Here is a 22726-nt window from a genome sequence, read left to right on the forward strand (position 1 = left end):
AGCCTGCGGCTACTCGAAGAGTACCTTGGCCACGTCGCCATAGCGCTTGGCGAAGTGCACGGTCAGGCCTTCCTTGAGATAGTCCGGCAACTCCTCGTAGCTGCCGCGGTTGGCCTCCGGCAGGATCAGCTCGAAGATTTTCTGCCGCCGCGCCGCGATCACCTTCTCGCGCACGCCGCCGATGGGCAGCACCTGGCCGGTGAGGGTCAGTTCGCCAGTCATGGCCACGCCCTTTTTCGGCGCCTGGTTGCGCGCCAGGGAGAGCAGGGCGCTGGCCATGGTGATGCCGGCGCTGGGGCCGTCCTTGGGCGTCGCACCTTCCGGCACGTGCAGGTGGACGAAGGCCTGGTCGAAGAAGGTCGGGTCGCCGCCGAACTGCTTCAGACGCGAGCTGACGTAGCTGTAGGCGATCTCCGCCGATTCCTTCATCACCTCGCCGAGCTGGCCAGTAAGTTTGAAACCACGGTTGAGCGTATGGATACGCGTCGCCTCGATCGGCAGGGTGGCACCGCCCATGCTGGTCCAGGCCAGGCCGGTGATGACGCCGACGCCGGCCAGCACCCGCTCGTTGCGGAACACCGGCATGCCGAGGGCTTCCTCGAGATCCTTGGCGCCGATGCAGATTTTCGCCTCGGGATCCTCCAGCAGTTTCACCACCGACTTGCGCACCAGCTTGCCCAGCTGTTTCTCCAGCTGACGTACGCCGGCCTCGCGGGCATAGCCTTCGATGACTGCACGCAGCGCCGCATCGCTGATGGACAGGCGCGCCTTCGGCACGCCGGCTTTCTCCAACTGCTTGGGCCACAGGTGGCGCTTGGCGATGGCCAGTTTTTCCTCGGTGATATAGCCGGACAGGCGGATCACTTCCATGCGGTCGAGCAGGGGGCCGGGGATGGAGTCGAGGGTGTTGGCGGTGCAGACGAACAGCACCTTGGACAGATCCAGGCGCAGATCCAGGTAGTGGTCGAGGAATTCGACGTTCTGCTCCGGGTCGAGGGTCTCCAGCAGCGCCGAGGCCGGGTCGCCCTGGTAGCTGCTGCCCATCTTGTCGATCTCGTCGAGCATGATCACCGGGTTCATCACCTCGGCTTCCTTCAGCGCCTGCACCAGCTTGCCGGGCATGGCGCCGATGTAGGTGCGGCGGTGGCCCTTGATCTCCGCCTCGTCACGCATGCCGCCCACCGAGAAACGGTAGAACGGCCGGCCGAGGGATTCGGCGATGGACTTGCCAATGCTGGTCTTGCCCACGCCGGGTGGGCCGACCAGCAGCACGATGGAGCCGGCGATTTCACCTTTGAAGGCGCCGACGGCCAGGAACTCGGTGATGCGCTGCTTGATGTCGTCCATGCCGGCGTGATGCTTGTCCAGCACCTTGCGCGCGCGGCCGAGGTCGAGCTTGTCCTGGCCGTGGATACCCCAGGGCAGGGCAGTGGCCCAGTCCAGGTAGTTGCGCGTAACGGCGTACTCCGGCGAGCCGGTCTCGAGGATCGACAGCTTGTTCAGTTCCTCGTCGATACGCTTCTGCGCTTGTGCCGGCAGGGTCTTGCCTTCGAGGCGGGCGAGAAATTCCTCGCGATCGGCGCTCCTGTCGTCCTTGCTGATACCCAGTTCCTGCTGGATCAGCTTGAGCTGTTCCTTGAGGAAGAACTCGCGCTGCCGCTCGCCGATCTGTTTGTTCACCTCGGCCGACAATTCTTTCTGCAGGCGGCCTACTTCGACCTCCTTGCGCAGCAGCGGCAGCACCTTTTCCATGCGTTTGAGCATGGGTACGGTGTCGAGCACTTCCTGCAGCTCGCGCCCCGGGGCGGTGGTCAGTGCGGCGGCGAAGTCGGTGAGCGGCGACGGATCGTTGGGGCTGAAGCGGTTCAGGTAGTTCTTCAGCTCTTCGCTGTACAGCGGGTTGAGCGGCAGCAGCTCCTTGATCGCGTTGATCAGCGCCATGCCATAGGCCTTGACCTCGTCGCGCGGGTCGTTGGGCGCCTGCGGATATTCGACTTCGGCCAGGTATGGGCCACGGCGGCTGAGCCAGCCGCGAATGCGCACGCGGGTCAGTCCCTGGGCAACAAACTGCAGCTTGCCGCCTTCCTCGCTGACATGATGCACACGCACTAGGGTGCCGTGCTCGGGCAGGCTGTCGAGATCGAATTCGCCGTGCTCGTCCGGTGGCGTGTCGACGAAGAACACCGCCATGCACTTGTGCTCGGTGTTGCCGACGCGCGTCAGGGTGCGCCCCCAGGGCTGCTGGTTGACGATTACCGGCAACACCTGCGCCGGGAAGAACGGGCGGTTGTGGATGGGGATGATGTAGAGCTTGTCCGGGAACTGCTGCGCGGGCAGTACCAGGCCAGTGCTATCGGCCTTGACGTGAACTTCGACAGCTTCGGGGGTGTTGTCCTGATCGTTCATGGAGCACCTTTGCGTGTACGTTGAGTGCTACATGGGGCGAGCTGCGGCGTTTTTCAACGTTGTCGAGGCCGGACGCATCTCTGCACATAGTTGTCTGGCGTGTTGGTGCGGGGAGAAGGCTTAATGCCTGGTTGCTAAAGGTGCAACCTCTTCTGATGTTCGGTTGCGGCGTTTTTCTCTGGAAAGGAGTAAAGTGCAACCCTTGTTCCATGCCGCCAGTCTTTCGCGATGTTGCAAGCCCGTGTGATCCGCCTGGATGAACAGGCCCATGAACATGCCCATGATCATCATCAGTTGGTGATGTCCCTGGTCGGTCGCGCCGAATTCGAGGTCGGTGGCCGTGGCGGGGAAGTTTGCCGTATGCGTGCCTGCCTGGTGCCGGGCGATGCGCCTCACCAGTTCGCCGGCATGGGCGAGAATCGCATGCTGATTCTCGACCTGGACGAACAGGACACGCCCAGCGAAGACCTGGAGCTGCTCCATCGGCTGTTCGAAAAGCCCCGCTATCCCGCCCTCGATGTCGATTTCCAGCATCTGCTGACCTATGCCGGCGCCGAGCTGGAGCGCTATGGCAGCGATTCGATCCTGGCGCGCTCGCTCGGCGGCGTGCTGCTGCGAGCGTTGCACCTGCGTCTGTTCGGCGAACAGCGCCGGCAGCCACAAGGCGTGCTGGATCTGCAGCGCCTGGATGACTACATCGACGAGCATCTGGCGCGGCGCATCAGTGTTGCCGAGCTGGCGCAGGAAATGTGCCTGAGCCCCAGCCACTTCCACGCCCAGTTCAAGGACAGTGTCGGCCTTACGCCGCACCAGTACCTGCTGCAGACCCGTCTCGATCGCGCCGCACGCATGCTGCGCGAGAGCAACCTGCCGTTGGTGCGCATCGCCGAGGAATGCGGCTTTTCCAGCCAGAGTGCCCTGACCACGGCCATGCGCCGCTATACGGGCCTGACCCCGAAGCGCCTGCGCGCCGCATAGCGTTAAGTAGGGTGGGCTTCAGCCCACCAGCCAGTCGACTTACCATGCCAGCCAACGGCGGGCTAAAGCGGATCGCCGCCCGGCCCACCCTACTGATTCTCAAGCGTAGTTCTGCGGGCTCAGCTTGCGCTCGATCAGCTCGATCAGAATATGCAGGGTCTTGATGTGCAGCTCCTGCACGCGGTCGGCGAAATCGCCGCCCGGGGCGCAGATGCACACGTCGGCCAGGCTTTCCAGCAGCGAGCCGTGCTTGCCGGTCAGAGCGATCACCTTCACACCCAGCGCCTTGGCAGCTTCGGCGGCCTTGACCACATTGGGGCTCTTGCCGCTGGTGCTGATGGCGATCAGCACGTCACCTTCGCGGCCGTGCGACTCGATGTAGCGCGAGAAGATGAAGTCATAGCCGAAGTCATTGGCCACACAGCTGATGTGGCTGGGGTCGCTGATCGACACGGCGGCGATACCAGGACGGTTCTTGCGGTAGCGCCCGGTCAGCTCCTCGGCGAAGTGCATGGCGTCGCACATCGAGCCGCCATTGCCGCAGGAAAAGGCCTTGCCCTTGTGCTCAAAGCTCTCGACCAGCAGTTCGGCGGCCTTCTGGATATTGCCCAGGGTCTGTTCGTTGGCGAGGAAGGCCTCCAGCGCACGCTGGGCTTCCTGCAGGCTGTTGCGGATATGTTCGATCATCTCGGGCCTCAAGGCAGGTCGCTGCTGGAATAGAAGGCGGTCAACACTTTCACCAGATGCTCCAGATCGTGGCTGCCAGCCAGTTCACGGATCGAGTGCATGGCGAAGGTGGGCAGGCCGATGTCGACCGTGCGTACGCCCAATTGGCTGGCGGTGATCGGGCCGATGGTGGAGCCGCAGCCCATGTCGCTGCGCACCACGAAGCTCTGCACCGGCACTTCGTTCTCCAGGCACAGGTGGCGGAAGAAGCCGGCGGTTTCGCTGTTGGTGGCGTAGCGCTGGTTGCTGTTGATCTTGATCACCGGTCCGGCGTTGAGCTTGGGCCCGTGGTTGCCGTCGTGCTTGTCGGCATAGTTGGGGTGCACGCCATGGGCGTTGTCGGCCGATACCAGCAGCGAGCGCTGAATGATGCGGACGAAATCATCGCCGCCCGGCAGCACGCGGCGCAGTACCTGCTCGAGGAAGGGGCCGTCGGCGCCGCAGGCGGAGCAGGAGCCGACTTCTTCATGGTCGGTGCAGACCAGCACGCAGGTTTCTTCGTCGTCCGAATCGATCAGTGCCTGCAGGCCGGCGTAGCACGACAGCAGGTTGTCCAGGCGCGCACTGGCGATGAAATCCTGGTTGAGGCCGACGATGGCGGCGCTCTGGGTGTCGTAGAAGCTCAGCTCGTAATCCAGTACCGCGTCCGGATTGAAGTCATGCTCCATCGCCAGTTGCTCGGCGAGCAGGGCACGGAAGTCGGCGGTTTCGCTGCTGGCCAGTTGGGCGAGGATCGGCGGCAACTCGTTCTGCGGGTTGATCGCCCAGCCCTGGTTGGCCTCGCGGTTGAGGTGGATGGCCAGGCTGGGGATTACCGCGATGGGCTGGTAGAAGTCGATCAGCTGGCTCTCGACCTTGCCGTCGCGGCGGTAGGTCACGCGGCCGGCCAGAGACAGGTCACGGTCGAACCAGGGGGCGAGCAGGGCGCCGCCGTAGACTTCCACGCCGAGCTGGAAGAAGCCCTGGCGCTGCAGCTCCGGGCTTGGCTTGACGCGCAGGCAGGGGCTGTCGGTATGCGCACCGACCAGGCGAATGCCGCCGTCGACGGCCGGACGTTTGCCCAGTTTGAAAGCGATGATCGAGGAGTCGTTGCGGGTCACGTAATAGCGACCACCGGCTTCGGTATGCCAGGGCGCGCGTTCGTCGAGGTGACGATAACCGGCGGCTTCCAGGCGCATGGCCAGGCTGGTGGTGGCATGAAAGGGGGTCGGCGAGGCGTTGAGAAAATCGAGCAGGCCTTGGATCAGTTCTTCGCGCATAGGGACTCCGGGCAACGATGGCGCGAGTGTAACCAATTTGCATCGCGCTGTGCCGCTCGCGCACTCGTTTGCAGCGATAGTGAGCTTCTATGCAGCGACTATCTCAAGTGTGATGCCGTCGCGCTACGACCGAGAAGAGATGCCAGTGTTTGGTGTGGCCACGAGCTGTGCTCCCCTGTCGGTCAATTTCTTCAAAATGGAGCAGCTCCCAACCGGCAAAGAGGTTTTCTACGGACTGTCTGTCGAGAATGCTCAGATCTCCGTTTGCCCAGTCGTCGTTAGGGCCGAAGAAATTACCGCAAAACAGCCCGTCAGGCCTTAGGGCGTGACTTATGCGTTGCCAAAAATGGGGAAACTCCATGGGGCGGCAGAAAGGCAGGGCGAAGGCGCTATTGATCAGGTCGGCCGGCGGTAGTTCGCAATGCTCGAAGTGCTCGCAGAGGGTAGTCAGACGTGACGCTTGATCCCCCTGCAACTGCTGACGCAAACGAGCAATGGCTTGCTCCTCGCGATCCACGGCCAGAACTTCCCACCCACGGCGCAGCAGTTCTAGCGTGTCGCGTCCGGCACCGCAGCCCAGGTCTATGGCAAAACCTGCTGTTCGTGGGGCCGCTTCCAGCGCCATCAACAGCGCTGGCCAGGCCGGAGCACCCTGGGTGCGGTCGTAATAGAGTCTGTCGCTCATTCGTCGCTGCCTCAGAACGGCGCCGGGCACTCGAAGCGCATGCGTTCGCCCGTTTGCGGATGGGTGAGGGCGAGCATGCTGGCGTGCAGGCACAGGCGCTCATGGGCGGCCAGCGCCTGTTCATGGGCGTAGAGGCGGTCGCCCAGCAGCGGGTGGCCGATGGAGAGCATGTGCACGCGCAACTGGTGCGAACGGCCGGTGATGGGCGTGAGTTCGACCCTGCACCAGTCGCCGCAGCGCTCGACGATGCGCCAGTGGGTCAGCGCATGCTTGCCCAGTTCGTGATCGACGACATGGCGTGGTTTTGTCGGCGGATCGTAGCGCAGCGGCAGGTCGATGCTGCCGCTGTCGGCCTGCGGCTGGCCCCAGCACAGGGCGGTGTAGGCCTTTTCCGTTTCGCGGTCATGGAACTGCCGGGACAGCTCGCGGTGGCTGTCGGCGTCGCGGGCCAGAACGATGATGCCGGAGGTTTCCCAGTCCAGCCGATGCACGATGCGCGCCTCGGGGTAGCCATTTTCCTGCAGGCGGGTGACCAGGCAATCCTTGTTGTCATCGGCGCGGCCGGGCACCGACAGCAGCAGGGTGGGCTTGTTGATCACCAGCAGGGCGGCGTCCTGGTGGAGAATTTCGATCTGGCTTAGCGGCATGGTGTGTGGGCTGGTGTAGGAGCGGATTTATCCGCGATGCTGTTGGCCTGTAGACGCTTCGCGGATGAATCCGCGCCTACAGGTGCGTTTGGCTAGAAATGAACACGGCGGCCGAAGCCGCCGTGAGCGCAACCGGTCTCGATTAACGGTCCGGCAGGGTAATGTTCAACTCCAGGATCGAGCAACTGCCCTGGTTCTCCAGGGCGACCTGCACCTGATCCGAATCGATGTTGACGTACTTGCGGATCACTTCCACTAGTTCCTGCTGCAGGGCCGGCAGGTAGTCCGGTTGGCTGCGCTGGCCACGTTCGTGGGCGACGATGATCTGCAGGCGCTCCTTGGCGATGGAGGCGGTGGTTTCCTTCTTGCGCGAACGCAAGAAGTCAAAAATATTCATTCTCGACCTCCAAACAGGCGCTGCAGGAAGCCCTGCTTCTTCACATCCAGGAAGCGGTGCGGCACGTCCTTGCCCAGCAGGCGCTCGACGGCATCGCTGTAGGCCTGGCCGGCGTCGCTCTGGTCATCGAGGATGACCGGTATGCCCTGGTTGGATGCCTTGAGCACGGCCTGGGATTCGGGGATCACGCCGAGCAGGCGGATGGCGAGGATTTCCTCGACGTCTTCGACGCCGAGCATTTCGCCCTTGGTGACGCGCTCGGGGTTGTAACGGGTCAGCAGCAGGTGCTCCTTGATCGGCTCTTCGCCTTTCTCGGCGCGGCGCGATTTACTCGCCAGCAGGCCGAGCATGCGGTCGGAGTCACGTACCGAGGACACTTCCGGGTTGGTCACGACGATGGCTTCGTCGGCGAAGTACATCGCCAGGTGCGCGCCTTTCTCGATGCCGGCCGGCGAATCGCAGACCACGTATTCGAAATTCTGCGACAGCTCGGTGATGACTTTCTCGACGCCTTCCAGGGTCAGGGCGTCCTTGTCACGGGTCTGGCTGGCGGCCAGCACGTACAGGTTCTCGAGGCGCTTGTCCTTGATCAGGGCCTGGGTCAGCGTGGCCTCGCCGTTGACGACGTTGACGAAGTCGTACACCACGCGACGTTCGCAGCCCATGATCAGGTCGAGGTTACGCAGACCGACGTCGAAGTCGACGATGACGGTCTTGTGCCCGCGCAGGGCGAGGCCGGTACCGATGGCGGCGCTGGTGGTGGTTTTACCGACGCCACCCTTGCCGGAAGTGACTACGAGGATCTTGGCCAAGGTGATTCACCCTAAAAATGAATAAAACGCGGGAATCCGTCAGCCATTCGAGGCTTCCAGATGCCTTTTTGTGTCCGTAAAAAAGTGGCCGCAGTATCCGTTAAAGGCGGGTGATGTTCAACACGTCACCCGACAGGCTGACTTGCACCGCGTCACCCCATAGCGGGTCACGGCGCAGGTCTTCGGCGACCTTGTAATGGCCGGCAATCGACAGCATTTCGGCGCCCATTTGCTGACAGAAAATCCGTGCCTGGGTGTTGCCCTTGATCCCGGCCAGGGCGCGGCCACGCATGGGCGCGTAAACATGGATGTTGCCATCGGCGAGAAGTTCCGCCCCGGCGCTGACCGGCGCCAACACGATCAGATCGCCGCCCTGGGCATAGATCTGCTGGCCGCCGCGCACTGGTGTGGTGACGACCCGTGCGGGCTTGTGCTCGGGCTCGGCGGGTTTTACCTCGACCTTCTTCGGCGGCGCCGGGTCGATAGGCCGTTCGCGCGCTCCGGACGGCGGCAGCACGGGCAGGTCCATGGCTTCGGCGGCAGCGACGTCGCTTTCGCGAGAGGCGCGTATGGCCAGGGTGCGCAGGCCATGGCGGCGGCAGACGGCCATCAGCTCGGCCAGATCCAGCTCACCTTCGCCTGCCGGTAGTTTGTCCAGGGCCAGTACCAGCGGCGTATTGCTGAAAAAGGCCGGGGCCTGGGCGACTTTTTCCGTCAGTTGTGCGTCGAGGCGTTCGAGGTCGTTGTGCGCCAGTTCCATCACGGTGATGGCGAGCATGCTGCCCTTGAGCTGGAATACGGGGTCTTGGGCGAGGAGGTCGGCTTGGCTCATGGTGGGGCGATGGGCCTTGTGGCGAGTCGAAAGATGCCGGACTTATAACGGCATAGACCGCATGCCGCAAGCCGCGCACGTCAGTGAGGCCAGAGCCGAGGGCGCAGGTTGGGGGTGTTTGTCTGTCGCTGCGCTGTGGCGAATGACTCAGGTGGCATGGATGTCGCCGAGCTGGCCGGGAAAACTGGGTTAGAATGCGCGGCTTTGCAAGTGATCGGAAACGCCTCATGGATCGCCCCCGCTTTCGCGCCTATTTTCTTCATCCGCGCTTCTGGCCGCTGTGGCTGGGGTTCTCGCTACTGTGGCTGGTGGTGCAACTGCCTTATGGCCTGCAACTGAAGCTGGGGCGGGCGCTGGGCTGGCTGATGTACCGCACGGCCAGCTCGCGCCGGCAGATCGCCGCACGCAACCTGGAGCTGTGTTTCCCCGACAAGAGCGCTGCCGAGCGTGAGCGTCTGCTCAGGGAAAACTTCGCCTCCACCGGCATCGCCTTCTTCGAGATGGCCATGAGCTGGTGGTGGCCCAAGGCGCGTCTGGCGCGCCTGGCGCACGTCGAAGGCCTCGAGCATCTGCAGCAGGCACAGGCCGAGGGGCAGGGCGTGATTCTCATGGCGGTGCATTTCACCACCCTGGAAATCGGTGCCGCGCTGCTTGGCCAATTGCACACCATCGATGGCATGTACCGCGAGCACGACAACCCGTTGTTCGACTTCATCCAGCGCCGTGGCCGCGAGCGTCATAACCTCGATGCCACTGCCATCGAGCGTGAGGACATTCGCGCGATGCTCAAGGTGCTGCGTGCCGGTCGCGCCATCTGGTACGCGCCGGACCAGGACTACGGGCGCAAGCAGAGCATCTTCGTGCCCTTGTTCGGCATCCAGGCGGCGACGGTTACCGCCACCACCAAGTTCGCCCGCCTGGGCAAGGCGCGCGTGGTGCCCTTCACTCAGCAGCGTCTGGCTGACGGCAGCGGTTATCGCCTGGTGGTGCATGCGCCGCTCGAAGACTTCCCCGGCGAGAGCGAGGAGGCTGATTGCCTGCGCATCAATCAGTGGGTCGAGCACGTGGTCAGTGCCTGCCCGCAGCAGTATCTGTGGGCGCATCGGCGGTTCAAGACGCGCCCCGAGGGGGAGCCGAAGCTTTACGGTAAGCGCAAGTAGCGCATCTATACTGCAACGAAAAACAGGATCGCCCGATGACCGTGATTGCCCGCCCCGATGCGCCCGTGACCGGGCTGATCCTCTCCGGTGGCGGGGCGCGGGCGGCCTATCAGGTCGGGGTGCTGGCGGCCATTGCCGATCTGCTGCCGGATGCCTCGCGCAATCCCTTTCCGGTGATCGTCGGCACCTCGGCCGGTGCAATCAATGCCGTTGGCCTGGCCTGTGGCGCGCTGCAGTTCGGCGAGGCGGTGCGGCGCCTGACCTCGGTCTGGCAGGGCTTTCACACCCATATGGTGTACCGCAGCGACTGGCCGGGCGTGCTGCGTCAGGCGGCGCGTTTCGTCGGTCACAGCCTGCTCGGCCTGGGGCGCGAGGTGCCGGTGGCGCTGCTCGACAGCTCGCCATTGCGCGAGTTGCTGGAGCGCGAGCTGGATTTCTCCGGTATCGCGGCTGCCGTGCGTCATCGACAGTTGCGGGCCGTGGCGGTGACGGCCTTCGGCTATGAAAGCGGTCAGGCGATGACCTTTTATCAGGGTCGCGCGACCATCGACCCCTGGTTTCGTCATCGCAGGGTGGGCGTGCCGACACGTCTGCAACTTCACCATCTGCTCGCCAGTGCGTCGATCCCTCTGATATTCCCGCCGGTGAAGATCAACCGCGAATACTTCGGCGACGGCGCGGTACGCCAGGCGGCGCCGATCAGCCCTGCCTTGCATCTGGGGGCCAGTCGCGTGCTGGTGATTGGTGTGAGTGGCAATGCGCAGAGCAATGCCTCGGCCCCTGTGCCGGTCACCCCGGCCAACCGCCCGCCGAGTCTGGCGCAGATTGGTGGGCACATGCTCAACAGTACCTTCATCGATAATCTGGAAACCGACATCGAACTGCTCGAACGACTCAACCAGATGAGTGCGCTGGTACCGCCTGAACGGCGACCGCGTGGTTTGGGCTTGAACCCGGTGGATGTGCTGGTGATCGCCCCGAGCCAGCCGCTGGATCAGATTGCCGCGCGTCATCAGCGCGAGCTGCCCAGGGCGCTGCGCCTGTTTCTGCGTGGTCCGGGGGCGACCAAAGCCGGTGGAGCGGGGGTGCTCAGTTACCTGCTGTTCGAGCCCGGTTACTGCAGCGAGTTGATCGAACTGGGTTATCAGGATGCGATGACACGCAAGGCCGACCTCTGCCGTTTTCTCGGGCTGGTCGATGTGGCGCAGCCTGCCTGAGTCGCAGCCCTGGAGGTCAGGTCGAGCGGCGCATCCTGCACAGCGTCCGGTTTCTGCACCTCAGGCCAGCACACCATCGCGAAAGTCACGCAGAGCCTGCTCGATTTCCTCACGGCTGTTCATCACGAACGGCCCGTACTGGACGATGGGCTCGTTCAGTGGCGTGCCGGCGATCAGCAGCACCCGTGCGCCATGAGCGCTGGACAGGTGCAGTGCGCCCGCGTCAGACAGGCGTACCAGGCGCCCGGCGCTGACCGGTTGTGCGCTGGCCTCGGGTAATTCGAGCAAACCCTGGTAGACGTAGAGCATCACCCGCTGCCCGTCGGCCAGACGTGGTGCCACCTGGCTGCCGGCCGGCAGATGCAGGTCGAACAGTTGCGGCTCGGTATGCGGACGCTGCACGGCGCCGGCCTGACGAATCTCTCCATCGTCGAACTCGCCGGCGATCACCACCACCTCGACGCCGGATGCCGTGTTGATGCGCGGGATCTCGCTGGCCGGGATGTCGCGATAACCCGCCTGGCCCAGTTTGTCCTTGGCCGGCAGGTTGAGCCAGAGCTGGAAGCCGCGCATGGCACCGGACTCCTGCTCGGGCATTTCGCTGTGAATGATGCCGCGTGCTGCGGTCATCCACTGCACGCCGCCGCTGCCGAGCAGGCCGACGTTGCCCAGGTGATCCTCATGGCGCATGCGCCCTTCAAGCATGTAAGTGATGGTCTCGAAGCCGCGATGCGGATGCGGCGGGAAACCGGCGATGTAATCGTCGGGGTTATCGGTGGAAAACTCGTCGAGCATCAGGAAGGGATCGAAGCGCTCCAGACCCGGCCCGCCGATTACACGGTTGAGGCGCACACCCGCGCCGTCCGAGGCGGGTTGGCCAGGCTGGATGCTGATGACGCGGCGTGGCGAAGTCATGGCGAGCTCCTTGGGAGGTAGGAATGGCGCCATGCTAGTCGCATCGAATCGATATTTGGGTGGAAAATTTGCCGGCCATGCATCGATTAATTCGATGCATGGCCCAGGCTTCAGTCGGCAATCTTCAGCTTGCGCGACTCGTGGTAGAAGTAACGAATCTTCTCGTACTCGAACGGCGAATTCAGTTGGCCATAGCGGAAGCCGGTATTGGCACGGGTGTCGACGATACGCAGCGCCGTGATTCCGGGATTGTCGGCGCTGGCATCGGCCACATCGAGGTAGTTGACCGCGCTCTCCAGGCTGTAATCCGCCACCAGGCCGCCGGTGTCGCGCAGGTTCGACGGGCCGAGCAGCGGCAGCATCAGGTAAGGCCCGGCCGGTACGCCGTAGTACCCCAGGGTCTGGCCGAAGTCCTCGCTCAAGCGTGGCAGGCCCATCTTGGTGGCCGGGTCCCACAGGCCACCAACCCCGATGATGGTATTGAAGAGCAGCCGTGCAGTGCTGTTCATCGCCCGCTGGCCCTTGAGTTGCAACAGGCTGTTGGCCAGCGTGGGAATTTCCCCCAGATTGTTGAAGAAGTTGTGCACGCCACTCTGCACCAGGCTCGGCGTGACGTAGCGGTAACCGTCGACCACGGGCAGGAAGACCCACTGATCGAAACGGTAGTTGAAGTGGTAGACGCGGCGGTTCCATGACTCCAGGGGGTCATAGACCTGCAGGGCGTCACTGGAGGCGCGCTCGAATTCCTGCTGGTCCAGCCCCGGGTTGAACTGCAGGTGCTGCAGCGGGTTGGTGAAACCGTCAGGGTCGACCTGGTTTGCGGCCAGAGCCTGCCCGCCGGCCAGCAGCAGGGCGATGATCAGGGTGCTGTGCTTAACCACGGAAGAACTCCAGCATGGCGTCGGCATTGACGCGATAGTTGAGGTTGCCGCAGTGCCCGCCACGCGGGTAAAGGGTCAGGCGGTCGCCGAAGGTGCGGCGCAGAAAGCCTATATCGCCCTGGCCGAGGATCAGGTCATCGGCGTTGTGCATCACGGCGATCTTGTCGCTGCCTTTGAGGTAGTCCTCGAGGGCATACAGGCTGGTCTTGTCAATCAGCTGATTGAGGCTGCCGCCGTCATAGCGGGCGCGCCACATGGGCATCAGTTGCTCGGCGATATAGCAATCGAAGTCACAGCGCAGGGCCATCTGGAAGAAGGGCGTGAGGCTGGTGCCCTCGGTGATGCGGTAGTCACGCGGGGTGATCAGGCCGCGACGATTGAGCAGGTCCGAGGTGAAGACGATATCGGCGGAGGAGAAGCGGAACGAGGTGCCGATGAGCATGGCCATCTGTTCGTCCGATAGCCGCTCTTTTGACTGCTGGAAGTCATAGAGCATGGCCTCGTTGATATCCAGGTAGCCCTTGTCGTTGAAATAGCGGGTCAGCTTGCCCAGCACCAGATCATAGAAGTTGGTGCTGTTGTCGATGCCCTGCACCCTGGTCTGCACCAGCTTGTCCAGGTTGGTGATGGAGGTGTAGAGGTTGACCGGCGGGTTGAGCAGCAGCACACGCTTGAAGTCGAAGGCGCGACGGGTTTCATCGAGTTGGCTGACGAACGCGGCGTGCAGGGCGCCGAGGCTGTAGCCGGTGAGCATGAACTCACTGACATTGAGCTTCGGGTGCTGGGCGCGCACAGCCTGCATCACGCGGTACAGGTCGTCGGCATCTTCCGGGTTGTAACCGGGTGTGGCAGAGCGTGAGGCGGCGGCCATGAAGTCGTAGCTGGTCGGCGATGATAGCTGCACGACGTGGAAGCCGGCTCCGTAGAACAGCTTCTTCAGGTACTCGGTGGTGCCGCTGGCGTAGTGGGCGCCGGTGCCGGCGATGATGAAGATCAGCGGCGCGCGGCCTTTCTGCTCGGCCAGGCGATAACGCAGCCGGGTCACTGGCCAGAAGTTCTCCAGCAACTCGAATTGTCGATCCGGGCGTAGGCGTACCGAGTAGTCGCGCTGCCTGATGTCGTCATCAGCCGGCAGCGCCGGGCGCAGCTCGGGCGGCGTGGTGGCGATGGTCGCCTCGAACGGGTTGGCCAGCGGATAACCGTAGCTTTCGGCATCCACATCGGCGGCCAGCGCCGAGGCACAGAAGACCAGGCCACCGAACAAGGCGGCGAGTCGGGCAAGGCTGTGCATGTGTGTAAGTCCCTTTGAATAAGAGAACGTCTGGATTGAACAGCTGGCTTTCGACAGCAGCAAGCAGGGCAAAGTGCCAGACTATCCTGACCTATCGCGGGGATCTTGAGTAGCAGGGCCATGTGGTCAAGCGTGTCAGCCGGGGGCTGGCTTGTTCAGTCAGGCCTGATGGTGCAACCAGGCGTGCTTGGGACGCTCCGGTGCAGGCGGACGATTGCGCTCGAAACACTGCCAGATTTTTTCGTGGAAGTAGAAACCCACCGAGTTGCACAGCGGTTCGATGGCGGCCACCAGGCCACTGGCGGCAACGCTGCCGGTCAGCGCGTAGGTGACGCCGAAGGCGATGCAGAAGTGCATGATGGTGAAGGTCAGGGTCTTGAGCATGATGCACCTCGTTGAGAATCATTTCCTACGTAGGTAAGGCTAGTCGCACGCCCTCGAGTCGGGAAATGCGGCGTTTGCATGGTTGCAATAGCTCTACTCAATGAGGTTTTGGTTTTGAGGCCGTTTTTATCTATTTATCTTCGCCGCTCAAAGGAGGCGCAATGTTTTGGCGTATGGCTGCCGACGCGCTGGTGGTGGTCCACCTCGGTTTCATCCTCTTCGTCATGCTCGGCGGCCTGTTGCTGCTGCGCTGGCCAAGGCTGATCTGGCTGCATGTGCCGGCGGTGGCCTGGGGTGTAATCGTCGAATGCCTGCACCTGGGCTGCCCGCTGACGCCCTGGGAAAACCAGTTGCGTCGTATGGCCGGGCAGGCCGGCTACGAGGGCGGCTTCATCGAGCATTATCTGATACCGCTGATCTATCCGGCCGGGCTCACTCCGGCTATTCAGCTGTGGCTGGGGGCCATCGTCGTGCTGGCCAACGCTGCCGTATATGCCTGGCTGATCGGGCGCTGGCGCAGGAAAACGTGATCGTGATTTGCCCTGCCTATTCATAAATCTGATGAAGGCATGGTGGCTTTATCGCCTTCGCTACACTGGCAGCCATCGCAACCAATCAATAAAGGCAGGGCTGCTATGCAAAACCGCATGATGATCACGGGCGCCGGTTCCGGTCTGGGCCGCGAAATGGCCCTGCGCTGGGCGCGTGAGGGCTGGCGCCTGGCGCTGGCCGATGTCAACGAGGCCGGGCTGGCGCAAACCCTTAAGCTGGTGCGTGAGGCCGGTGGTGATGGCTTCACCCGTCGCTGCGACGTGCGTGACTACAGCCAGCTGACCGCCCTGGCGCAAGCCTGCGAAGAGCAGTTCGGCGGTATCGATGTGATCGTCAACAACGCCGGTGTGGCCTCTGGTGGCTTCTTCAGCGAGCTGTCGCTGGAGGACTGGGACTGGCAGATCGCGATCAACCTGATGGGCGTGGTCAAGGGCTGCAAGGCATTTCTGCCGCTGCTGGAAAAGAGCAAGGGCAAGATCGTCAATATCGCCTCCATGGCCGCCCTGATGCAGGGGCCGGGCATGAGCAACTACAACGTGGCCAAGGCCGGCGTGGTGGCCCTGTCGGAAAGCCTGCTGGTGGAGCTGCGCCAGCTGGAGATCGGCGTGCATGTGGTCTGTCCGTCCTTCTTCCAGACCAACCTGCTGGACTCCTTCCGCGGCCCGACCCCGGCGATGAAGGCTCAGGTCGGCAAGCTGCTGGAGAGTTCGCCGATCAGCGCAGCGGATATCGCCGATTACATCCACGCTGAAGTGGCCAAGGGCAGTTTCATGATCCTGCCGCATGAAATGGGGCGCATGGCCTGGGCGCTGAAGCAGAAGAACCCGCAGGCGCTGTATGACGAGATGGCCAATATGGCCGAGAAAATGCGCGGCAAGGCCAAGTCCGCCAGCTGACCATGAGGTCAGTTATTTCCTCCTGCAGGCTTGCCTGGCGCGGCCTGCAGGGGTAGGGTGGCCGCCCCGGCCTGCCTGCCGTCATGACCTCGGATAACTTGTGAAACCAGTCCCTCGGGCCCTGTTGCTAGTGGCCCTGGTGTTGGCGGCGATCAATTTGCGCCCCGGCATCACGTCTCTCGCGCCGCTGATCGAGCGCATCGCCATGGAGCTGTCGCTAAGCCGCAGCTTCATCAGCCTGACCACGGCCTTGCCGGTATTGTGCATGGGCCTGCTCGCGCCCCTGGCACCGCGCCTGGCCATGCGCTGGGGGCTGGAGCGCACCATCCTGGTCTGTCTCGGAGTAATTGGCCTGGCGCTGTTGTCGCGTCTGGCCGCGTATCAGAGTGCGGTGCTGATCGGCAGTGCCATCGCGCTGGGCGCTGCCATCGCGGTGGCCGGACCGTTGCTGTCGGGCTTTATCAAGCGCCATTTCGCCAGCCAGATGGGGCGTGTGGTCGGCTGGTATTCGCTGGGCATGGCCATTGGTGGTGCCGGTGGTGCAGTGCTGACTGCGCCGGCCACGGCGCTGTTCGGCGATGCCTGGCACCTGGGCCTGGCCGTGTGGGCTACGCCGGCGTTGCTCGGGGTGATGCTCTGGCTGTGGCTGCCCAACCAGGCCGGCGCAGCCGAAGGCCAGGAGAGTGCTGGATTGCCCTGGCGGCAGCCGCGCGCCTGGCTGATCAGTTGTTTCTTCGCCATTCAGGCCGGACTGTTCTATGCCATCGCCACCTGGGCCGTGGCACGCTACCACGAAGCCGGGCTGAGCATGTTGCGCAGCAACTCGCTGCTCAGCCTGGCCATGCTCATGGGCTTGCCCAGTTCATTCCTGTTGCCCTGGCTGGCTCAGCGCTACAACGCCCGTTACCCGCTGTTGCTGGCGTGCGGGCTGGTCACCTGTGGCTGCCTGGCGATGGTGACCTTCATGCCGCGTTTCGTTCCCGAATTGTGGGCGGTGGTCATGGGCTTCTCGATGGGCGGCTCCTTCGCCCTGTCACTGGTGCTGCCGCTGTACGAAGCCGGTTCACCGCTGGCAGTCAGCCGCTGGACGGCGATGATGCTGTTCACCGGTTACAGCCTTGGCAGCCTGACACCGATTCTCACCGGGCTGGCCCGCGATCTGTCCGGCAGCTACCGTTTGCCGTTCGCGGTGCTCACCGGGCTGGCCCTGGTGATGACGCTGGTAGCCTGGTTACTGGGGCGTCATCGCCAGCAGCGGCATTGAACAATTGGCCGCAGTTCCTTTCCTGCCCAGGCGGGCTGTGTTAGAAGGCGTTCTGCTTTTTCAGGAGTGCCGGTGTGGAGTCCGAATCCATCGTCTATGGCTGCATCCGCGACTGGCCCTCGGATGACCCCGAGCTGCGTCGCCTGCGCCGTGAAACCAATCATGGCGTGCTGGCGGAATTGCCGGCTGGCGAGTTGTGGCCTTTTCTCGGGCGCGAGATGTTTTCCTTCTGCGAGACGCCGGGGGCGGGGTTGTACCAGACCCAGGTGATCCACTTCGGCGCCAGCTATGGCGCGATCGAGTACGAGTGGAACCTGTGGATCGAGGCTTTCGAGGCGTTGCTCAAGCGGCTGTATTGGGCCAGCGCAGTGGTGCACCTGGATACCGAGCTGGGTGGTCTGCACACCTTCCGCTGGGAGTCCGACAACGGCTTTCACAGCCCGCAGGAAGGTGCGTTACGCGTGCGCTGTGCCTGGGAGCGTGAAGGCAGCTTGCGTGGTTAGGTTAGGCGCATGATCAACTATCTCTGGTTCCTGCTGGCCGCGTTGTTCGAGATTGCCGGTTGCTACGCCTTCTGGATGTGGCTGCGGCTTGATCGCAGTGTCTGGTGGATTGTCCCGGGGCTGCTCAGCCTGGCGCTGTTTGCGCTGATTCTGACGCGTGTCGAGGCCGCCTTCGCCGGTCGTGCCTATGCCGCCTATGGCGGTGTGTACATCGTCGCATCGCTGCTGTGGCTGGCGCTGATCGAGAAGACCCGGCCCATGCTCAGCGATTGGTTGGGCGCAGCGCTGTGCCTGGCGGGCGCCACCCTCATTCTGCTGGGCCCGCGACTGCAGTCTTCCTGAGCTGCTTATAAGTAGCGGATGTAAAAAGTTCCGCTGTCATCAAATATTTATATATCGGCAACTGCGCTGAAATAACCCCTCGCCAAGATTCCCCCCAACACGAACGAGCCCATCGCTCGGGTGTTTTCAACACTTAAAGTCCAACAGGGGAATCCTCGATGATCCGTAAGCACTTCGCCGGTTTCGCAGCCAGCGCTCTGGCTCTGGCCGTTTCCGCCCAGGCTTTCGCCGGCACCGTCACCACTGACGGCGCCGACCTCGTGATCAAGACCAAAGGTGGCCTGGAAGTCGCCACCACTGACAAGGCATTCAGCTTCAAGCTGAGCGGCAAGCTGCAGTGGGATGCCACTCAGTTCGATGGCCTGATGGCTGCCGACCAGAACAAGCCGTTCGACGATACCTTCAACACCTTTATCCGTCGCGGTGAGTTCGGCCTGGAAGGCACGGCCTACAGCGATTGGGACTGGGGGCTGCGTCTGAGCTACGACGAAGCCGATGACACCAGTGTCGACCGTGCCTTCATCGCCTACACCGGCCTGGACATCGGAACCTTCACCGTCGGTCGTTTCGGGGTCGATTACGGCCTGGAGAACTCCACCAGCTCCTCCTGGATCACCGCCATCGAACGTCCGTTCATGTACGACTTCCTCAATGGTGATGAGGACACCCAGTTCGGTGTCAACTTCAAGCATTCGGGCGACAACTACGGCCTGATGGCCCAGGTTGCCACCTACGAAGGCGACAACAACTACAAGAACGAAGACAACGACGAACTGTACGGCTACACCCTGCGCGCCCACTGGGCTCCGTATCTCAATGGCACCGACGTCATTCACCTCGCGGCCAACTACCACAACAGCGAGTCCGACGATAACCGTGCCCGCGCGCGCACCCGCATGGGGATTCGCAGCGACAACGACTTCCGCCTGACCTTCGGCGATGTGCGCGTGGCCGACAAGGACGTTGAATGGGTGCTGGAATCCGGTGCTCAGTTCGGTTCTTTCCGTGCTCAGGCCGAGTATTTCCAGCGTCAGATCAGCGGCGAAACGCTGGCCGGCGCCAAGTCCGACGTCGACCTCAATGGCTATTACGCTCAGGTTTCCTACATGTTCAACGGCGTGCGCCAGTACAAGGCTGCCGATGGCAAGTGGGACAAGCCGGACAACATGAAAGGCTCCTGGGAAATCTTCGCTCGTTACGAGAGCACCACCATCGACTCCGATGCCGGTGCCATTCCGGGCAACCTGGGGCTGGCCGGTATCGTCGCTGACGACGTCAACGACGAGTTCGAGACCAAGGCCATGGTGGTCGGTGTGAACTACTTCGTGACCCCGTCCGTACGCACCAGCCTGAACTACGTCGACTATCAGGTGGACAACATCAATACCTCCAACCAGGTTGGTGGCAAGAGCGTGCAGGACGATGGCAAGGCCATCGTAGGTCGCCTGCAGTACGTCTTCTAAGTAACACCTTCAACCGTTGCTCCTGATTGAGCCCCGCCACTGGCGGGGCTTTTTTATCGATAAATTCTTTGGAGATGCCTCGATGCGTCCAATCATCCTGCTACTGCTTGCGTTGGGGGTGAGCTCAGCCGCCCTGGCTCAGGATTACAGGGCAGCCAAGCCTGGCGAGCTGCTTCAGGTGCCGCTGCGGGCCTTGCATCCGACCCAGGCTGTGGTCGGTTACGACCAGATCTACTACAAGCTCGGCCGCTTTGCACAAGAGCGCAACAAGCTGTTCGACGAATACTGCGAGGCCAACGGGCAGGGCGAAAGTGCCAGTGTGCCGGGGGATGCCGACCTGCACAAACCAGACAGCTTCACCTGTCAGAACCAGGTCGGTGCCCGCAGCGGCGAGATGAAAACGGTGGTCGTCGGCCCCCAGGGCAAGCTGTTCCTGACCGATGGCCATCACACCTTCACCGTGCTGCTGGAGCACCCCAGGGGTGGGGAGAGTCTGAACATGTGGGTCAAGGTGACCGACAACTTCAGTGACAGCCCGGACATGGCCAGTTTCTGGCAGCGCATGGCGCAGGCAGGCAAGGCCTGGCTCAGGGACGGTAGCGGTCAGGTCATCGACCCTCAGCAGATACCCGGCCAACTGGGCTTGCAGCACCTGGCCAACGACCCCTATCGGGCGTTGGTGTACTTCACCCGCGAGGTGGGTTACGACAAACCGCGCTCCGGCGAAGTGGCCCCGGAGTTCCTGGAGTTCTACTGGGGCAACTGGTTGCGCTCGGTGATGGCGCTGGATGGCTATGACCTGAGCGAGCGTGGCGATTACCGCGACGCGGTCGAAGCGGCGGCGAAGAAGATGGTGGCACTCGCGCCAGAAGATGAAGTCGGCAACAGTGGCTTCAAGGCCCGTGAGCTGGGCGGCTATTCGTCGATGGATCGCAAGGAGCTGAACAAGGTGGCCGGCCGCAAGCTGAACTATGTCACCCGCTACAAGAAGGCGTTGGCCGATACGCATTGATCACGACTGCAGACAAGCCCGACGCTCGGTCAGGCTTGTCTGGTGAGTGATCAGTTGTTGCTTGTGTAGTTTTCCAGCGCGGTCTTAATCATCTGGCGTGCTTCGGCGGCATTGCCGTAGCCATTGAGTTCGACTTTCTTGCGGCCTTCGGGCAGTTGCTTGTAAACGCGGAAGAACGCCTCGATGCGCTGACGTTCGATCAGCGGCAGGTCATCGATGTCCTTGATGTTGTCGTAGCTCGGGTCGATATCGCTGCTGGGCACACCGATGATCTTTTCGTCCGCTTCACCGCCATCGATCATCTTCAGATAACCGATCGGGCGGAACTTGATCAGAACTCCAGGGTGAAGTGGTTCGCGCGTCAGCACCAGGCCGTCGAGCGGATCGTTGTCGCCACCCAGGGTGCGAGAAAGCGAGCCGTAGTTGGCCGGGTAAACCACAGGCATGGACTGGAAGCGGTCGACGAAAACCAGGCCTTCTTCGTTGATCTCATATTTGGTGAAGCTGCCCGCCGGGATTTCCACCGCCATGTGCACGTTATTCGGTGCATCCTCTGCCTGAGAGGCGTGAAAGGGATGGGTGATCGACTGCTGTGCGATGGCTGTGCCGCTGCCGAGCAGCAGGGCGAGGGTGGTGGCGAGAATGGATCGTTGCATGCGTAACTCCTTCACAGCGCTGAAAATAATAAGGTTGGCCCGCTCATAGTGCCGGTGCATTGTTAGAGATATATTGCAGCCTGACTGGCGGGATTCAGCTCATGCCCATTATCACTATCGACTCTCTGGACGACGTGTCAGCGGCTGCCTGGGATGCCTTGTTGCCACAACGACAGCCGTTTCTGCGTCATGCCTTTCTGTCCGCGCTCGAGGACAGCGGCAGCGTGGGTGGTCACAGCGGCTGGCAGCCATCGCACCGGCTCTGGTGCGATGCGCAAGGCGCGCTGCAGGCGGCCATGCCGGCCTACCTGAAGCAGCATTCCTACGGCGAATACGTGTTCGATCACGCCTGGGCCGATGCCTGCAGGCGTGCGGGTATCGCCTATTACCCCAAGCTACTGGGCGCCGTGCCGTTCTCGCCGGTAACCGGCGCGCGCTTGCTCGGCGATGCCCAGGCAGCCGGGCAGTTGCTGGCGGCACTGACGGCCGGTTTGAGCACCGAGGGGTTGTCGGGCCTGCATGTGAACTTCACCAGCCCGGCCTGCGATGCAGTGATCGGGGCGTGCGAGGGGTGGCTTGAGCGACTGGGTTGTCAGTTCCACTGGCACAACCGGGGCTATCGTGATTTTCAGGATTTCCTCGACACGCTCGCTTCGCGCAAACGCAAGCAGATGCGCAAGGAGCGTGAACAGGTCGCGGGGCAGGGCATCGATTTCGAGCGGCGCGCTGGCCATGAGTTGACTGAGGCCGACTGGGATTTCGTCTACCAGTGCTACGCCAACACCTATCATGTGCGCGGCCAGGCGCCCTATCTGGCGCGGGACTTCTTCAGTCTGCTGGCCGAGCGCATGGCGGAGATGATTCGTGTGGTATTCGCCCGGCAGCATGGACGGCCGCTGGCCATGGCGTTCAGCCTGGTCGATGGCGATACCTTTTACGGTCGCTACTGGGGCTGCCTGGCCGAATTCGACCGCCTGCATTTCGAAACCTGCTTCTATCAGGGCATGGAGTGGGCCATCGCCGAAGGGCTCGAACGCTTCGATGCCGGGGCGCAGGGCGAACACAAGCTGATTCGTGGTTTCGAACCAGTAATTACCCGTTCGTGGCATCATTTGGCCCACCCGGGGTTGCAGGCAGCGGTCGCCGGGTTTCTCGAGCAGGAGCGCTCTGGCGTGCGGGTTTACGCTGAACAGGCGCGCAGTTATCTGCCCTTTCGTCAGTCTGGCGAAGCCTGATCGAGCGATCAGGTTATCGCGCAAGACGCGCAATGGCTGTTTGTCACAAGTTCCCTGCGTCGGAGATTTTTGCAAAAACTCCATAGCTTTCAGCAAGAAGCTCGCTCACCTCTGCCACTAAATTCCGCCCTTACTTTCGCGACAAGCGTTTTGTCTGCACGGACCGGTCTGATTGGTCTGGTTGAGCTGTAGCGATGACAACGGTTGCGCAGT

24 protein-coding genes are annotated in these 22726 nt (G+C 62.6%); 11 read left to right on the forward strand and 13 right to left on the reverse strand.

Translation table 11 applies throughout. From position 1 onward, the window contains the following. Positions 1-9: 9 nt before the first annotated feature. Positions 10-2406 (reverse strand): endopeptidase La, encoded by a 2397-nt coding sequence (gene lon, locus J7655_RS05845; protein WP_230926956.1) that lies wholly within the window; start codon positions 2404-2406, stop codon positions 10-12. A gap of 228 nt (positions 2407-2634) precedes the next feature. On the opposite strand from lon, the gene J7655_RS05850 reads away from it, so the two are divergent. Further along, a complete protein-coding gene (locus J7655_RS05850; RefSeq protein WP_230926957.1) occupies positions 2635-3384 on the forward strand; it encodes a helix-turn-helix domain-containing protein in 750 nt (249 codons plus the stop codon). A gap of 99 nt (positions 3385-3483) precedes the next feature. Here the strand turns inward: J7655_RS05850 and lpcA are convergent, their stop codons facing one another. The 7 genes from lpcA to minC form a co-directional block, all read right to left on the reverse strand. Next, positions 3484-4071: a D-sedoheptulose 7-phosphate isomerase gene (gene lpcA / locus J7655_RS05855; RefSeq protein ID WP_230926958.1), complete on the reverse strand. Its 588-nt coding sequence runs from the start codon at positions 4069-4071 to the stop codon at positions 3484-3486. Between the two features lie 8 nt (positions 4072-4079). Next, entirely contained in the window at positions 4080-5369 is a 1290-nt protein-coding gene (locus J7655_RS05860; protein ID WP_230926959.1) for a M18 family aminopeptidase, read from the reverse strand. 103 nt (positions 5370-5472) lie between these two features. After that, positions 5473-6054 carry a class I SAM-dependent methyltransferase gene (locus J7655_RS05865; RefSeq protein ID WP_230926960.1) on the reverse strand — a complete coding sequence of 194 codons (582 nt, stop codon included), beginning with the start codon at positions 6052-6054 and terminating at the stop codon, positions 5473-5475. Between the two features lie 11 nt (positions 6055-6065). After that, on the reverse strand, positions 6066-6701 hold the full coding sequence (locus J7655_RS05870) for an RluA family pseudouridine synthase (protein WP_061241862.1): 636 nt from the start codon (positions 6699-6701) through the stop codon (positions 6066-6068). 142 nt (positions 6702-6843) lie between these two features. Beyond that, the gene (minE, locus tag J7655_RS05875; protein ID WP_069517044.1) at positions 6844-7098 is read right to left on the reverse strand and encodes a cell division topological specificity factor MinE; all 255 of its coding nucleotides are present in this window, start codon (positions 7096-7098) and stop codon (positions 6844-6846) included. Beyond that, on the reverse strand, positions 7095-7910 hold the full coding sequence (minD, locus tag J7655_RS05880; protein WP_230926961.1) for a septum site-determining protein MinD: 816 nt from the start codon (positions 7908-7910) through the stop codon (positions 7095-7097). The genes minE and minD overlap by 4 nt, the downstream gene beginning before the upstream one ends. A gap of 100 nt (positions 7911-8010) precedes the next feature. Beyond that, the gene (gene minC / locus J7655_RS05885) at positions 8011-8742 is read right to left on the reverse strand and encodes a septum site-determining protein MinC (protein WP_230926962.1); all 732 of its coding nucleotides are present in this window, start codon (positions 8740-8742) and stop codon (positions 8011-8013) included. Between the two features lie 227 nt (positions 8743-8969). On the opposite strand from minC, the gene J7655_RS05890 reads away from it, so the two are divergent. Then, the gene (locus tag J7655_RS05890; RefSeq protein WP_230926963.1) at positions 8970-9902 is read left to right on the forward strand and encodes a lipid A biosynthesis lauroyl acyltransferase; all 933 of its coding nucleotides are present in this window, start codon (positions 8970-8972) and stop codon (positions 9900-9902) included. A gap of 35 nt (positions 9903-9937) precedes the next feature. After that, entirely contained in the window at positions 9938-11119 is a 1182-nt protein-coding gene (locus J7655_RS05895; RefSeq protein ID WP_230926964.1) for a patatin-like phospholipase family protein, read from the forward strand. A gap of 60 nt (positions 11120-11179) precedes the next feature. On the opposite strand, the gene J7655_RS05900 is transcribed toward J7655_RS05895, so the two are convergent. The 4 genes from J7655_RS05900 to J7655_RS05915 form a co-directional block, all read right to left on the reverse strand. Then, positions 11180-12034: a pirin family protein gene (locus J7655_RS05900; RefSeq protein ID WP_230926965.1), complete on the reverse strand. Its 855-nt coding sequence runs from the start codon at positions 12032-12034 to the stop codon at positions 11180-11182. A gap of 110 nt (positions 12035-12144) precedes the next feature. Then, a complete protein-coding gene (locus tag J7655_RS05905) occupies positions 12145-12915 on the reverse strand; it encodes an MlaA family lipoprotein (RefSeq protein ID WP_230926966.1) in 771 nt (256 codons plus the stop codon). Continuing rightward, on the reverse strand, positions 12908-14206 hold the full coding sequence (locus J7655_RS05910; protein ID WP_230926967.1) for an alpha/beta fold hydrolase family protein: 1299 nt from the start codon (positions 14204-14206) through the stop codon (positions 12908-12910). The genes J7655_RS05905 and J7655_RS05910 overlap by 8 nt, the downstream gene beginning before the upstream one ends. A gap of 159 nt (positions 14207-14365) precedes the next feature. After that, entirely contained in the window at positions 14366-14590 is a 225-nt protein-coding gene (locus tag J7655_RS05915) for a DUF2061 domain-containing protein (RefSeq protein WP_230926968.1), read from the reverse strand. Positions 14591-14751: 161 nt separating this feature from the next. Here J7655_RS05915 and J7655_RS05920 point away from each other — a divergent pair, with 161 nt between their 5' ends. The 7 genes from J7655_RS05920 to J7655_RS05950 all read left to right on the forward strand — a co-directional run bounded on the left by J7655_RS05920 (position 14752) and on the right by J7655_RS05950 (position 20622). After that, a complete protein-coding gene (locus J7655_RS05920; protein ID WP_230926969.1) occupies positions 14752-15120 on the forward strand; it encodes a DUF2784 domain-containing protein in 369 nt (122 codons plus the stop codon). A gap of 105 nt (positions 15121-15225) precedes the next feature. Continuing rightward, on the forward strand, positions 15226-16038 hold the full coding sequence (locus J7655_RS05925; RefSeq protein ID WP_004423430.1) for an SDR family oxidoreductase: 813 nt from the start codon (positions 15226-15228) through the stop codon (positions 16036-16038). A 100-nt stretch (positions 16039-16138) separates the two neighbouring features. Beyond that, positions 16139-17302 carry an MFS transporter gene (locus J7655_RS05930; RefSeq protein ID WP_230926970.1) on the forward strand — a complete coding sequence of 388 codons (1164 nt, stop codon included), beginning with the start codon at positions 16139-16141 and terminating at the stop codon, positions 17300-17302. A gap of 74 nt (positions 17303-17376) precedes the next feature. Then, positions 17377-17805 (forward strand): hypothetical protein, encoded by a 429-nt coding sequence (locus J7655_RS05935; RefSeq protein WP_230926971.1) that lies wholly within the window; start codon positions 17377-17379, stop codon positions 17803-17805. A gap of 9 nt (positions 17806-17814) precedes the next feature. Then, entirely contained in the window at positions 17815-18147 is a 333-nt protein-coding gene (locus tag J7655_RS05940) for a YnfA family protein (protein ID WP_230926972.1), read from the forward strand. Positions 18148-18305: 158 nt separating this feature from the next. After that, positions 18306-19610 (forward strand): OprO/OprP family phosphate-selective porin, encoded by a 1305-nt coding sequence (locus J7655_RS05945; RefSeq protein ID WP_230926973.1) that lies wholly within the window; start codon positions 18306-18308, stop codon positions 19608-19610. 82 nt (positions 19611-19692) lie between these two features. Beyond that, on the forward strand, positions 19693-20622 hold the full coding sequence (locus tag J7655_RS05950) for a ParB/Srx family N-terminal domain-containing protein (protein WP_230926974.1): 930 nt from the start codon (positions 19693-19695) through the stop codon (positions 20620-20622). Between the two features lie 50 nt (positions 20623-20672). Here J7655_RS05950 and J7655_RS05955 read toward each other — a convergent pair whose 3' ends face one another. Beyond that, positions 20673-21278 (reverse strand): inorganic diphosphatase, encoded by a 606-nt coding sequence (locus tag J7655_RS05955; protein ID WP_230926975.1) that lies wholly within the window; start codon positions 21276-21278, stop codon positions 20673-20675. 101 nt (positions 21279-21379) lie between these two features. Between J7655_RS05955 and J7655_RS05960 the strand changes: the two genes are divergently transcribed. Continuing rightward, entirely contained in the window at positions 21380-22513 is a 1134-nt protein-coding gene (locus J7655_RS05960) for a GNAT family N-acetyltransferase (RefSeq protein WP_230926976.1), read from the forward strand. Positions 22514-22726: the final 213 nt, after the last annotated feature.

Source organism: Pseudomonas wenzhouensis (assembly GCF_021029445.1).
GTDB lineage: Bacteria > Pseudomonadota > Gammaproteobacteria > Pseudomonadales > Pseudomonadaceae > Aquipseudomonas > Aquipseudomonas wenzhouensis.